The sequence below is a fragment of the Planococcus sp. APC 3900 genome (assembly GCF_030407735.1).
Classification (GTDB): domain Bacteria; phylum Bacillota; class Bacilli; order Bacillales_A; family Planococcaceae; genus Planococcus; species Planococcus notacanthi.
Map to the genome: position 1 here is coordinate 228,747 of NZ_JASDCT010000004.1, position 14,876 is coordinate 243,622.

Below are 14,876 nucleotides of genomic sequence, written 5' to 3' on the forward strand. Positions count from 1 at the left end.
CATTATAATTTTATGTAAGCGCTTTAACAGAATGGCAAGGAGGTTTTGCAGTGAAAATCATAGTAGCACCCGATTCATTTAAAGGCAGCTTGTCTGCAACAGGCGCGGCTCAGGCAATGGCGGCAGGAATTCATGAACTGGACAGTGGAGTAGACGTGGTTCTGCTGCCTGCAGCCGATGGCGGTGAAGGGACGATGAACACGATGGTGGAAGCGACTGGCGGAAAATTGGTCGCTAAGCAAGTCGAAGATCCGATTGGAAGAACAATTTCTGCAAGCTACGGAATTTTGGGCGACGGCAAAACCTGTGTGATTGAAATTGCGGAAGCGTCGGGATTGCCCTTGCTTGAAAAGCATGAACGGAATCCGCTCATCGCTTCTTCTTATGGCACGGGCGAATTGATTCGGCACGCATTGGACGCTGGTTTTCGGCGCTTCATCATCGGACTCGGCGGCAGTGCCACAAACGACGGCGGCGCCGGGATGCTCGAGGCACTCGGCATGAAACTGTTGGGCGAGAATGGCAAGGCATTGGCACGCGGCGGAGGGGAACTTGGGCGACTGGCGACACTGGATCGTTCTGGATTTGACTCGCGCATTACGGAAAGCACTTTCCTGATCGCTTCTGATGTGGAAAATCCATTGGTCGGTGAACACGGAGCTTCTGCGGTATTCGGACCGCAAAAAGGAGCAACTTCTGAAAATGTCCGGAGACTCGATGGCAACCTGCGAAATTTTGCAGACATCACCGAAAGGCTCACCGGCGTGAAACTCCATGATAAAAAAGGATCCGGTGCAGCGGGAGGTGCCGGTGGTGCGATGCAGGCGTTTTTCGCAGGGGAGATGAGGCGCGGCGTCGATGTGGTGTTGGAGGCAATTTCATTTCAGCGCTATGTGGAAACGGCCGACTTGATCATCACAGGAGAAGGCAGAACAGACAGCCAGACCTTATCCGGCAAAACACCTTTTGGCATTTCAGAAGCTGCGAAAACAGGGGGCAAGCCCGTAATCTTAATTTCCGGGATGGTCGACCGCCGAAGCCTTGCCCTGCTGAAACCGTATTTTACTGAAATCCACTCGGTGGTGGGCGGTGACATAACGGCGGAACAATCGAAAAAAGATGCTTTCCGCCAGTTGAAACACAAAACGCACAAGGTCGTTGAAACGTACCTGAAAAAATAAAAGGGGTGTTGAGATGTTATTCGTGATTATTGCTATAAGTGTTGTATTGGTTGTGTTGTTGACAGCCGTATTGAAACTTCATCCTTTCCTGTCCTTATTGATCGGAGCATTCTTCATGGGAATCGCCTCCGGCATGCCGCTTGCGGATGTCGTACTCAGCGTCAATGAAGGCTTTGGCGGATTGATGACCAGCATCGGGATCGTTATCGTCGCCGGTACCATCATCGGTGTCATTCTGGAAAAATCCGGTGCTGCTTACCGGATGGCGGAAGTGGTTTTGCGCCTGATCGGAGAAAAGCGGCCGCAGCTGGCTATGTCGATCATCGGCTTTATCGTTTCAATCCCTGTTTTTTGCGATTCTGGATTCATTATTTTATCAAGCTTGAAAAAAGCCCTGGCGAAACGTGCGAAAGTGTCGATTGCTTCCATGTCAGTAGCGCTTGCCACCGGTTTGTATGCGACGCATACATTGGTGCCTCCTACACCTGGGCCGATTGCAGCTGCCGGCAACATCGGTGCTGAAAATTACTTGGGAACAATTATTCTGATCGGTTTGGTTACCGCCATTCCTGCAGCAATTGTCGGTTATTTCTGGGCAGTCAAAGTCGCTTCGAAAATCGAAGTGCCGGAAGACACCGTCAAAAACGGCGATTTAAATTATGAAGAAGTCATCAAATCCTTTGGGGAAATGCCTTCTACATTTAAAGCCTTCCTGCCGATTGTGCTTCCTGTCGTATTGATTGGAGCAGGTTCGATTGCCAGTGTCCTTGGCGGAGAAGATTTGTTGACCAATATTTTGAAGTTTTTAGGATCACCAACTGTAGCTTTATTGCTTGGTGTATTTGCGGCTTTCTTCTTGCTTCCGAAATGGAACGAAGAAACCTTGTCTGGTTTGGTTGGACAAGGACTGGTCAGCGCAGCACCGATCTTGTTGATTACAGGAGCTGGTGGAGCATTCGGCCGTGTCATCACGAATTCGGGCGTGGCAGACGTCATTTCAGGAATGGACCTGTCTGCACTGGCAGGCGGTTCGGTGTTCCTGCTGATTCCATTCTTCATTGCTGCAGCATTGAAGACAGCTCAAGGGTCTTCAACGGCAGCACTTGTCATCACGTCGACTTTGGTTGCGCCTCTTTTGCCTTCACTTGACGTTGAAGGGGCAGTGCCGCTTGCGCTTGTCGTCATGGCTATCGGAGCCGGTGCGATGACGGTGAGCCATGTAAACGACAGCTTCTTCTGGGTCGTTACACAGTTCAGCGGAATGAAAGTGACGGATGCGTATAAAGCCCAAACTGCGGCTACGTTGCTGCAAGGGGTAACAACGATCGTCTTCACTATGATTTTATGGACGATTCTTGTGTAAATAATAGTAAGTGTATGCGAAACCATCTTTCTTTGGAAAGGTGGTTTTTGTGTGGCATTATTTAGTGGGCCGAAGTATTTACCTTATTCTACGCCTATTGATGCAGAAATATGAAAGTGGATAAAGCTTAAATGATACTAAAGAATTGAATATTCTAAATATATTTACTATTTTTTCTTTTATTGCTATGCTATTTTCCAGTTAAGTAAAACAAAAGAAGGAGTGGGTGTTTTTGAAGAGAAGATGGGCGAGTACGGTTGGGGTATTAGGGTTATGTACGGCATTAGCGATGCCGGTGTATGCGGTTGAAAATGAGGCGAAGCCTGCACAGCATCACCATGATAACAGCATCTCTGGATTTATCGACTATCAGGAGCTGCAAAAAAGCTTGAAGCAAATTGAATCCAACAGTAAAGGGACCGTCCTAGTGAACGTAGCCGGACAATCGCATGAAGGCCTGGACATCTATACCGCGCGCGTTGGAACCGGGGACAAGGTTCTTTTAGTGCAAAGTGAAATCCACGGCAACGAAAAAACGGGTACGGTCGCTATTCTTAACTTGCTGAAAACCTTGTCCAACAACTCGAAACAGTCAAAGGCAATCCGCGAAGAAGTGACGATCGTCTTCATGCCGATGATGAATCCCGATGCGTCGGAAGCGGATAAACGCCGCAACAGCCTGACGTGGAACGAAGCGCTTGAAAGTTTCCCGCAGCTTGCAGGGGCATCGCCTTCATGGAATTATTTGGACCGCGGCATCAGCCAAAGTTATGATTACGGTGCGAATCCAGGGTTTGACGTAAACCGTGACTTCAACCCGGACCTTGATTACGTGCCGCAAGCACAGGATTTTCCGGGAGCATCAAACCAACCCGGCTGGTTCATCACACCCGAAGCGCAAACTTCCCGTGACGTCTATAAATCCCTCCAAGATGAATTCGGCAACGTAGATGTCTTTGTCGATTTGCACCATCAAGGGCTTTACTATGTCGATGGCACTGCTGATCCTGTAACGCTTTCCCTGTCGGCTCAATTCGTACCGGATCCATCCACTCCGAAAGGCGCGAAGTATGCCGAGTATGCGGATAGCTACGATTACGATTACTCAAGACAATTGAACTTGCTGGCATACAATGAACTTCAGTCTTACGGCCAGTCGAAATTCACTAACATCTCGCTTTATTCGCAAGGCTTGGATCTGCCAGGAACCGCGCTTGGCACCTATGCATTGAATGGCAGCGGAACGGTGCTCTTTGAAGTTAGGGGACAGACGCAAAGCCTTGGGCAAAAGGAAAAAGGGCAACTGGTCAAATCGGTTGAACGCGGCTTATCCGGAATTATTGAAGGCGTTGCAGACGGCTCAGTTGATCAACTGGATCCGGAAGCGTACGAAGACATTCCGCTGACAGCTTACCAGCCGGCATTTTAATCTTGGCGCCACCCACCTGTTCTTCCTTTTTGGAAAAATAGGTGGGTTTTTGTGTGCGGTGATTTTCTGTATGGGCTATTAAAGGAAATAAATAACCCGATATGCTATCTTGAAAGTAGCGTATAATTATTATACAAAGTCTATACAAAACAGGTTTTTAAAGCATGAAGTCAGGGAATTAGAAGGATTATGACTATATTTTGAAGAACTTTAATCTAAGGGCATCATGAGGAACATAAAAGCTCGTATGCGTAAGTGAATCTGCTGTGATGCAGATCTGTTAAAAAATACAGTAGAACAGAAGGGCGGCACATGTATGATGAATCCTGGTAAATCCGTAATCGTGATCGGCGGCGGCCTCGGCGGCTTGTCCGCAGCGATTTCCCTGGCACAAAAAGGGTACGCGGTTTCTTTATATGAGAAGAATGAACACATCGGCGGAAAAGTAAATCGCTTAGAGCAGGATGGCTTTGGTTTTGACTTAGGACCGTCGATTTTAACCATGCCGCATATTTTTGATAAATTATTCCAAGGCAGCGGAAAGCGGATGGAGGACTATGTGCCGATCCAGCGCCTTGAACGGGAATGGCGTTCTTTCTTCCCAGATGGCACGGTGCTTGATTTGTATCATGACCTGCGCTTGATGGAACAGGAGAATCCGGCCCTTTCCAAAAAGGATATGAAAGAGTATTATGCGTTGTTGAAATACGCGCAACGCATCTATAAAACGACAGAACACAGCTATTTGAAGGAAGGCTTTGAGTCGCCGCGAGAGGCAGTTGCGCAAAACGGAATCCTCGCAACTTTGACCGGATTCGACTTGACGTCGACCATGTACAGCGCCATTTCCAAACGCATCAGCAATCCGCATCTGCGCGACATGCTGTCCTACTACGTCAAATACGTCGGTTCATCTCCGTACAGTGCGCCGGCAGTGCTTAACATGATGATTTACATGCAGCATGCACAGGGCTGCTGGTACGTCAAAGGCGGAACGCATAAACTGGCAGAAGGCCTTGAGCGTTTGGCAAGAGAAGAAGGCGTCCAAATTCACACAGGGGTGGGCGTGGTCCGGGCCCATACCAATCAAAACAAACAAATCGCAGGCGTTGAATTGGCGGATGGTTCATTTAAGACTGCCGATTATTATGTGTCGAACATGGAAGTCATTCCGTTCTATCAAAAGATGGTGGATGCAGACAAGAAGTTTGTTGCGAAACTGGTGAAAAAATATGAACCTTCAAGTTCAGGACTTGTCCTGCATCTCGGCGTCAAGAAAACCTATCCATTCTTGAATCACCACAATTTCTTCTTTTCGGAGAACCTCCATGAACAGATGGACAAAGTGTTTGAGAAGCACGAACTTCCGGACGACCCGACAATTTACTTGGTCAACGTCAACAAGACCGATCCAACCCAGGCACCGCCTGGGCATGAAAACATCAAAATCTTGCCGCATATCCCGTATATCCAGGACAAGCCTTTTACACCGGAACAGTACCGGCAGTTTGAAGAACGCGTCCTCGATAAATTGGAACGCATGGGACTGGAAGGATTAAGGGAGAATACTGTCACGCGCGATGTCTGGACACCGCATGACATTGAACGCGTTTACGGTTCGGACCGCGGAGCCATCTACGGAACCGTTTCCGATAAAAACAAGAACGGCGGCTTCAAGCACAAAAAACAAAGCGAACTCTATGACAACCTGTATTTTGTCGGGGGCACTGTCAACCCAGGAGGCGGCATGCCAATGGTGACACTCAGTGGCCAGCAAGTAAGCGATAAGATTGTGAAGCGGGATTTGGGGAAGAAGTAAAGATTTCAATGGCCGCGTAATTGACATGCTCATTGATTTGCGAAGAAAAAAATAAAGGCAAAAGCAGCCCTTTGGAGATCATTCCACAGCGCTGCTTTTGTCTTTTTCTGTTTTAATGAAGCCTTCATGCAAAGAAAGGCCGACAGGAATCCATGGTATTTTTGTAGGTGTTTTAAAAGAAAATTACTGAAAATACAAGATTCGATACAGTTCTTTTGATTTGTTTATCAGAAAATTCAGGTACTTTATTCCTTATTTGTTTTTTAAGGAAGGATTTATCCAAGATGGAAAGGAATAACTGTTATGGCTTAATAAGAGCCGACCATCACAAAGGGGGAAGGGAATTTGAAAAATGTGAAGTTGAAAACCACGTTTTTATCCGCTCTACTTGTTACATCGAGCCTTTACATGGCTCCTGCCGGTGTTTTCGAACCGGCAAAAGCGGTAGCAGCACCCGGACAAAGCGCGGCAGCGTTTGATCAGAAAGTCATTAACCGAATCAGTGCAGATCGGATGTATGAAGATGTCTATCATCTGACAGAAACGATAGGGCCGCGTGTGGCAGGTACGCCGGCAGAGAAAGAAACAGCTGATTTTATTAAAGAGCGTCTGTTGTCCTACGGATACGACGTCGAGATTCAGGAGTTTGCCATCAGCGACACGGTACTTGGCCATTTACAGACTGATGCAGGAAATGAAGTGCTTGTGAATGTTCCAGCTGGATCCGCAGCGACAGCCGATACCGGATTGACTGCCTCTTTATATGATGGCGGCCTGGGGTATCCGGAAGATTTCAGCACAGAAGCTGTTGGGAAAATTGCCCTCATTTCGCGTGGCGGAATCCCATTTGCAGAAAAAGTGAATAATGCTTACGCAGCTGGAGCAGTTGGTGTATTGATCTACAATAACATCGATCAGCCTGGGCCAATTAATCCATCACTGGGTTCTGCAGCTGTGCAGATTCCTGTTGGAGGCATTACAAAAACGAGTGGAGAAGCATTGCTTGCCGATGTTGAAGCTGTTGGAGGCAATGTGACACTGACCGTTTCGGCGATTGAAAATGCCACGTCCCAGAATATCATTGCGACCCGTACTCCGAAGAAGGGTGGAGGGGATGGGATTGTCCATGTGACCGCACATTATGACAGTGTTCCTTTTGCGGCTGGAGCAAGTGACAATGCCTCTGGCACATCCACAGCCCTGGAAATTGCACGGGTCTTGAAAAGCTATCCGATTGATGAGGAAGTCAGATTTGCTTTTGTAGGGGCTGAAGAAATCGGGCTTGTCGGTTCACGCTATTATGTGTCGCAGCTGAGCCAAGATGAAATTTCCAGAAGCATCGGGAATTTCAATATGGATATGGTCGGAACTTCGTGGGAAAATGCAACCGCTATCTACATGAATACTTTGGATGGCCAACCGAACATTGTTTCAGAAACAGCGGCGGCCACTGGTAAACGAATCGGTACCCCTTCTGAACTCATTCTTTATCAGCGAGGGGCATCAGATCATGTTCCATTTTATGAAGCGGGCATCGCGGCTGTAAACTTTATTCGCCGGGAACCTGGAACCGCCAATTTAGAGCCTTATTATCATACACCGCTCGATACGATTGAATTTGTCAGTGCAGAACGGCTGAAAGAAGCAGGAGATTTGGTGGGGGCTTCTGTCTACCAGTTAATCAAAAAATAAAACCAGGAAATGGAGCGATGATTGATGAAAAAAATTTCATGTTCTGCAGAAGCTAAACCGAAAAAAATGAAAAAGGCATTGTTGAGTTATACACTTGCAGGGGCTATGGTGCTCAGCCTATCGCCGTTCGCATCGCCGGTTGCTGATTTCAGTGCCGCTACAACTGCCTATGCGGCAAACGGAAATTCCGGAGCGGCGCAGGACCAGAAAATTGTTAACCGCATCGATGCGGAACGGGCAATTGACCACATCCGCTATTTATCGGAAGAAATCGGTTCAAGGCCAGGCGGAATGGAAGCTGAGAAACAAGCGGCGGACTATATTGCAAATACATTGAAGGGCCTCGGTTTTGGCGTGGAGTATCAGTATTTCCCGGTGGCGGATCAGTATATCGCGGCTGTGAAATTCGCTGATGGAACGCTTTGGGAAATGGGAGCTTCCAGCAATGGAAAAGTCAGCAATGAAGCCGTAGAAGCGGAAGTGATTTATGTAGAAGGGGGACTCAATCCTGCTGATTTCCCGGCAGATACTGCGGGGAAAATTGTTGCGTTGACGCGTGAAGCCTCCACTGCTGCTTATCGGACACAAGTCGACAATGCAGTGAATGCAGGTGCAGCAGGTGTCATCTTGCAGAGTGTTGTGGGAAGCCGCGGTAATTATGGCTCCACCTTTAATCCGAGCCTCACGAAGAAGTACGATGTTCCTGTATACGGAGCAGCGTTTATCCAAGTGGAGTGGCTGAAAGAGCAGCTTGCAGAAGGACCGGTCACATTAAATCTGACGGCAACTCATTATTCAAATCTTCAATCAGTCAATGTCATCGGAACGAAAAAAGCAAAAACAAAGACTGCTTCCAGTAAAGAGGTACTTCTAACTTTTCATATGGACAGTGTTGTGGGGGCGCCAGGTGCAAGTGATAATGCTTCCGGAGTTGCATTAATGCTTGAGTTGGCTCGTGTATTCAAAAGCTACAACACCGATAAAGATTTGAAGTTTGTGGCATTCGGTTCTGAGGAAAGGGGATTATTGGGATCACGCTATTACGTGGACCAATTGTCTCAGTCTGAACGCGATAACATCGAAGCCGTATTCAATCCGGATATGGTGGCAACAAGCTATGAAAAAGCTGAAAACCTCTATGCGATGACTGTGGATGGCAGCACGAATATCATCACAGATTCCACCGTTGCCGCAGGAGCACGTCTCGGTAATTCAGATATTTTACCAGGTAAATTCGGATCCAGCGACCACGTACCTTTCCATAATGCCGGCATCCCTGCTGCGTTATTCATCTGGATGGGCATCGATAGCTGGGATCCGCTCGTTTACCATATCGAGAAAGTCTACCACACACCTGAAGATACAATTGAAAACAACATCTCATCTGAAAGAATGCAATCGGCTTTGGAAATCATAGGTTCGGGGCTATTTGATGTTGTGCGGAAAGATGTGCCAGCTGCAAAACCTTAATCAGGACAACTACAGCGGTAGTCAATTCTTCTTAAAATGCATATTTTTTAAACATCTCTAACAATCTTTCCAGGTAATAACTAAAAACCAGGCGCCTCCATCTAAGGAATGACAGATGAAGGCGGCTGGTTTTTATCTGTCTTAATGATAGGATCACATTAATTAGTTAAATCAATTTGAACTAAGTCCCTTGATTTACCATAATTAAATATACCTTATATTGTCTATATACTAGTCTTAAAGTTATGGGTATAATAGCCTTATCGGTCTTGGCAAAAGGAGGAAATCACAGTGAATAAATCATTGAAGGCAACTCTAATTGCTAGTTTATGTATCTGTGCAGTATTAGCAGGTTGTTCATCAAATATGCATGGACTGTCAAATGAAGAGTACAGGCTTGTTGATAAATACATTGATGCAGACGAAATGGTAGAGGAACTCCAATTATCTGGATACAGTGAGGAAGAAATTGAAAAAGAGTTACGAGCTGCCTTGGATCAAATCAATTACGAAATGGAAGAATAGGATAAAAATAGTATTTTCCGTATTTAGTTTGATGAAATACTCATTAAAAATTTATAAATGAGTTTGAGAAACAATAATTTATTCAAGAAAAAAAACTCACCCAGTCTGTACTTCTATAAACTGGGCAAGATTTTCAAGTGTGGAACCGAGTCCTTCGTCATGATCTTCCTTCCGTATTCCTTCAGGGACATTTTCGCAAACGATGGTGACTTTTGTGCCTTCTAAAACGGCTTCCAAATACCAGGTCTGAATCATTTCGCCGGCAAATGCCGGATCTTCAGAATCGAACTTCCCGGCCATTACGATTTTCGTGTCAGGCACCAATTCCAGAAATCTTCCTTGGGAAACGTCGGTATGGTCCGAGGTCTTTCCAAGGTTCGAATGGTCGGCTTCATACACTAGCGTCAACTTGTAGGAGCCGCCTTGACGAGGCTCGAACACATCGATACGCGCCGACATACCTTTAGGCGGAAGCCAGGAACTTAATGCTTCCGGATTCAGAAATGCCTGGTAAATGGCTTTTGGCGATGCCAAGATCACGCGTGAAGCCGAATCGATTCTGTTGTTGGATGGATGTGGCATGATCAACAACCTCCTGAAGTATAGTTGATATACTATACCCGCCTTGAATCAAAATCTACCTGTCTACACGCTGCAAATAGATCAAATGCAATATTTTATATTAACGAGTTATTCTTTATTCATAATATTTCTGCTTAATCAATGATTTTCACACAAGCTGATAGTACAATCCAAACTGCGTGTCATACCATAATAATTTCCCGTGTTTGCGTTTCGGAATGCGGGATTGCATACTCCATTCGGGAAACTGTTTGATCAGCTGGACTTGGTCGCCTGTTGCAAAAGCGAGGAACGAGATGTAATGGTCTTTTGTCATCGGATGGTTACTCGAAATGAACCATTCCTGATCGCTTTCAGTCATAATCAGCTTTTCATCTTCTGTTGCTTTTTTCGCCTCCAAAGGCTCTAACTTTCTGCCGCAGCACGACAAGGTAATATCGCCGGTTGCAAGGACGATGTTGGTACATGACGGACAAACAAAATAATTCGATTTTTTCATATTTCCTCCTATGAATTCATTCGACGGCAAATCGCCCCCGAGAATATTTTCGATATTTACCCCAAACACCGCAGACAAGCGGGGAAGGAGAGAAACGTCCGGACAGCCATGTCCGCGCTCCCATTTTGAAATTGTGCGGTCCGAGAGATTCAGCTGATCCGCCAATTGTTTTTGTGTGAGTTCTTTTTCTTTTCGCAAACGATAAATTAATTCTCCGACTTTACGAGTATCCATTGTTTTCCCCTCCTGCACTCTTCTCATCTTATGAAATTGAAATGCCAATCGCAACAAACGCTTCGTGGAGTTTCTAAGGAAATGCTTATAGGGTCAGATCATAATATAAAAAAACAGCATATTTACGGAATGTGTCAAACGCGGCTGTATTTGCCTTGCAAGAAATAAGAGCGAACGTATATTCCTATAAAATTTACAACTTTCAAGCTCTTATCCGTCAATTGATGATATGATTAGATGAAAACAGATCAGGTGGACAGAACCGGTTTGAAATTTCTTCAGCTTTAAAAGAACAGGTGATTAGATGGTTAAAGCACATACAGCAACAATCAGAACGTCAATACGGTTGACCAAGACGGCTATGGAAAAAATGGGAGGGTTCGGCATCAGCGAACGCTCGTTTTTTGTTGCGGACAAAGCGTTTAAAGTCTTTATTGAACGTTACCCATCCAATGCGGAAGGTGAGCTTTCGGTGGCACTGATTTTGGACAGCGCGGAGAACGTCCGGCTGGCCGGCAAAGACCTGCAAGGATCGATCGTCCTTCACGGCGTCTTTACCAATCACAATTTGCTGATTACCAACCTGACTCTCCGAAAATCCTATCAGGCGCTCGGAACCAACTGGCAGCGCGAGGAATACATGGTGTTCGACCGCTCCCGTGATCCGGCTCCGGTATCGTTGATCAATCTCGTCAACCGCATGACGCCGGCCAAAGACAGTTCAGATTATGTCAAAAAGCGAATCGGCAGCTGGGAAGGCTATTTGAAGATCCAGGAACGCGGCATGGATATTCCGGACATTAAGACTGGATACTCCAGTTTGTCGTTCAGCCATGATTTCAGCCGCATCACGCTGAAAGGGTGTCAATTGAAAGACACGGAATGGAAGTCGCTGAAAAATTTGACCGTTCGGCTCACGGGAATCTCGGGGGACATCGGCACAGTCATCAAAGCGGCAAACCGCATAGTCGAAGTGGAACTTCAAAGTTACATCGTCAAACAACTCCGTGAAAAAGGGCTGGCACTCGATAAAAAAGAAGTTGTTTTCAGCAATTTCGCAGCGTTAAGCCAAATCAGACGGCTGCGGCAGGGCTTTGCCAATTTGGAGAAAGGCCTTGCAGTCAATCCGAATCTCGACCGGATCCTGTTCGAGGAAAAACCGCCGGTTAAGCCGCTCCAAACTATAGGAAAACTGACTTTCCATAACCGGCTGAACGAATTTCAGCAAAAAGCGGTATCGGGGGCGATGGCAGCAGAGGATCTGTACGTCATCCAAGGGCCGCCGGGAACCGGGAAAACTACGGTCATCTCGGAAATTTGCCTGCAGAATGCCCGGAAAGGTTTGCGGACGCTGGTTGCGTCACAATCCAATCTGGCAGTCGATAATGCACTCGGACGCCTGCTTGCCAATAAGGACATCCGCATTTTGCGCGTCGGGCGGACCGAAAGCATCGAAGAAGAAGGCAAGAAATTCATTGAAGAAAATGTCGGGCAGTATTGGAAAGACCATACACTGGCAGAAATTACCGATCAATACGAAATGCGCGAGAAGCGGGAACCGGAACTAAAACGGGAACTGACAGCCAATGAGCAGGCGGCGCTGAACCTGCAGCCGGTTTATGAGAGTTTGAAAGTGGCCGTGGAAGAGAAGAAAGCAGCACAAGGCAAACATCAGTCAATTCAAAAACTGCTTGAACAAGAGCAGGTGAAACTGTCAGCATTTGAGTTCGAGAAAGGCAAAGCGGTAAATGTAAGCCGTGAACTGGCTTACCGGCTGCATGAACTCGAGGATCTGATCGATGAGGCTTCCATTGTTATTGCCGGCAAACAAGACAGCGCATGGTTTCAGGAACAGCAACAGCCCATAAGAAGTCAGCTCAGATTACTCGAGCGGGCACTCGGCCTTCCGCGTCTTGAACAGGACCTGGCGGAAAAAAGACAGGAAATCGCTGCCACTGTAGAACGGCGCGATCAAATGGCCGCGATCATCGAACAGAAAGAAGCCCTTATCCAAAACATGGACAGCGTCAAGAAAATTGACGGCTTGCTTCAAGTGATCAAAGATCAGCGTGTTGAAGAAACCCCTTCTTTGACTTATTTGATCAACCGTTTGGAAGCAAACCGTGAAAACATGGCGGAATGGGGCAAACTCAATGAATACAACGAGCTTGTCAGCGCTGCGATTTCGTATCTGGAAAAATTATTGACACCGACTGGCTTGTCGTTTGCCGATTTTAAACAGCAAGCATTGGTGCAGGTGGGAGCCTACACGTCTGCAGAAATCGATGAGTATTTGGAGAAGCTGCGGACACTGTTGAAAAGTTCTCAGCGTACCGATGCAGCTGTGCTGAAAAAAGCACTTGCCGGATTGTACAGGCGTCAAAATAACCTGTGGAGCAGAGGCGCCAAACTCAAGTCTTTCGATGTCTATGCCGCAGAGTCGAAGCGGGCCTTCCAGGACTTGAAGCGTGTGTTGTGCGAGCAGCTCGTCAAGCAACAGAACCAATACCGCGTTTGGGACGAAAAATGGTTCGATAAACTGGAGAAACAGCAGGAAGAGATTGCGCCGCTTGAACAGCGCTACCGGGAAATGCCGGATCCAGCTAGTTTGCCGGACGACATCGAAAGCGCGATCCGTGAGCAAAAAGCAGAACTCGCAAGACTGGAAACAGAAAAAGCTTTCTATGAAGAGATGCAAAAACGCATCAACGAACATCAAACTGAACAGGCCGTCAAAACAGCAGAACTGGAAACCAGTGATGCCAAAATCATTGGGTTGAGTAATAAAATTACACAAGTTGAACAGACGATAGCCGGTTACGGACAAGAGCTGCTCGCGTTAAATGAAATCCTGTCAGCAGATCCGGAAGGGCAGCTTGAACAGGCGGCGAGAGAACTTGCCAGCCTGTCGTTTACCAAGGAATCGCTCAAGCAGGAAATGAAGAACCTTCCTTTATTGCAGTCGGTACAGAAAAAATGGCTGGATTTATTGGCAGGGGCGAACGAGCACGATTTGGACGAGATCCGAAAACTGTATATCAAGCACGCCAATGTCATCGGAACGACGTGCGTCGCTTCGGCGCGCAAGGATTTTATCGACAACTATCCGGAATTTGATGTGGTCATCATTGATGAAGTATCAAAAGCCACGCCGCCGGAATTGTTATTGCCGATGCTGAAAGGCAAGAAAATCATTTTAGTCGGCGACCATCATCAATTGCCGCCGCTTCTTGGCAACGATACATTGGAAGAAACGCTGCAGGAAATGATCGAGGAAGACAATGGCTTTGAAGAAAAGAAAGAGCTGGAAAAACTTTTGGAAGAGTCGTTATTTGAGCGGCTTTACAAAAACCTGCCGGCTGCCAACAAGACGATGCTGGCGATTCAGTACCGCATGCACGAAGACATCATGGAAACCATTGCGCCGTTCTATAGAATGGAAAAAGACCAGCTGCAATGCGGCATCAGAGATTCGGACCGGGAGCGCGATCATCTGCTCGAATCAACAGCAGTGACCCGCAGCAATCACCTCATGTGGCTGGACCTGCCGAACGAATCGGCTTATTTTGAAGAACGGATGAACGGTGGCAAGAGCCTGTACAATGCTTCGGAACTGCAGGAAATCCGAACGTTATTGGTTGATTTGAATGAAGCGGCCGGTGAAGCGAAACGTGCGGGAAGAATTCATCCGGAGCAGCAGAAGAGCATCGGCGTCATCAGCTTTTACGGCGAACAGGTCAAACGGCTTCAGCGGATGATCGACCAGGAACTGCGCCTGCCGCATCTGACAGTGCGTACCGGAACGGTTGACCGTTTCCAGGGAAGCGAACGGGACATCATCGTCTTGAGCATGGTGCGCAATAACCAGAACAAGCATGGCGACATTGGCTTTGCGAAAGATTACCGGCGCTTGAACGTGGCGCTGTCACGTGCCAAGGAGTTGCTGGTATTGGTCGGCAGTTCCAAAATGTTCACCGAACGCGCCAAACAGCCGGACACCAGGAAAATGTACCGGCATGTATTGGAAGTCGTCAAACAGAAAAATGGCTTGAAAGTGTTAGAGAAGAGCAGGGGGTGAGGAA

At 47.1% G+C, this 14,876-nt stretch carries 10 protein-coding genes; 8 read left to right on the forward strand and 2 right to left on the reverse strand.

The features are described from left to right. Positions 1–50 precede the first annotated feature (50 nt). The 7 genes from QMA04_RS10145 to QMA04_RS10175 all read left to right on the forward strand — a co-directional run bounded on the left by QMA04_RS10145 (position 51) and on the right by QMA04_RS10175 (position 9,479). The gene (locus QMA04_RS10145; RefSeq protein WP_290185558.1) at positions 51–1,181 is read left to right on the forward strand and encodes a glycerate kinase; all 1,131 of its coding nucleotides are present in this window, start codon (positions 51–53) and stop codon (positions 1,179–1,181) included. A gap of 13 nt (positions 1,182–1,194) precedes the next feature. Then, positions 1,195–2,544: a GntP family permease gene (locus tag QMA04_RS10150; protein WP_290185559.1), complete on the forward strand. Its 1,350-nt coding sequence runs from the start codon at positions 1,195–1,197 to the stop codon at positions 2,542–2,544. 232 nt (positions 2,545–2,776) lie between these two features. Continuing rightward, positions 2,777–3,973: a M14 family zinc carboxypeptidase gene (locus tag QMA04_RS10155; RefSeq protein WP_290185560.1), complete on the forward strand. Its 1,197-nt coding sequence runs from the start codon at positions 2,777–2,779 to the stop codon at positions 3,971–3,973. Positions 3,974–4,289: 316 nt separating this feature from the next. After that, positions 4,290–5,792 (forward strand): phytoene desaturase family protein, encoded by a 1,503-nt coding sequence (locus tag QMA04_RS10160; RefSeq protein WP_290185562.1) that lies wholly within the window; start codon positions 4,290–4,292, stop codon positions 5,790–5,792. A gap of 354 nt (positions 5,793–6,146) precedes the next feature. Next, positions 6,147–7,484, forward strand: a complete 1,338-nt coding sequence (locus tag QMA04_RS10165; RefSeq protein ID WP_290185789.1) for a M28 family peptidase — start codon at positions 6,147–6,149, stop codon at positions 7,482–7,484. A 24-nt stretch (positions 7,485–7,508) separates the two neighbouring features. After that, a complete protein-coding gene (locus tag QMA04_RS10170) occupies positions 7,509–8,954 on the forward strand; it encodes a M28 family metallopeptidase (protein WP_290185563.1) in 1,446 nt (481 codons plus the stop codon). Positions 8,955–9,245: 291 nt separating this feature from the next. After that, positions 9,246–9,479 (forward strand): hypothetical protein, encoded by a 234-nt coding sequence (locus QMA04_RS10175; protein ID WP_191716258.1) that lies wholly within the window; start codon positions 9,246–9,248, stop codon positions 9,477–9,479. A gap of 96 nt (positions 9,480–9,575) precedes the next feature. Here QMA04_RS10175 and QMA04_RS10180 read toward each other — a convergent pair whose 3' ends face one another. Together QMA04_RS10180 and QMA04_RS10185 are read right to left on the reverse strand one after the other, a co-directional pair. Then, positions 9,576–10,061 (reverse strand): SRPBCC domain-containing protein, encoded by a 486-nt coding sequence (locus QMA04_RS10180; protein WP_290185565.1) that lies wholly within the window; start codon positions 10,059–10,061, stop codon positions 9,576–9,578. A gap of 148 nt (positions 10,062–10,209) precedes the next feature. Next, positions 10,210–10,794: a helix-turn-helix domain-containing protein gene (locus QMA04_RS10185; protein WP_191716254.1), complete on the reverse strand. Its 585-nt coding sequence runs from the start codon at positions 10,792–10,794 to the stop codon at positions 10,210–10,212. A 304-nt stretch (positions 10,795–11,098) separates the two neighbouring features. Here QMA04_RS10185 and QMA04_RS10190 point away from each other — a divergent pair, with 304 nt between their 5' ends. Then, a complete protein-coding gene (locus QMA04_RS10190) occupies positions 11,099–14,872 on the forward strand; it encodes an AAA domain-containing protein (RefSeq protein ID WP_290185567.1) in 3,774 nt (1,257 codons plus the stop codon). Positions 14,873–14,876: the final 4 nt, after the last annotated feature.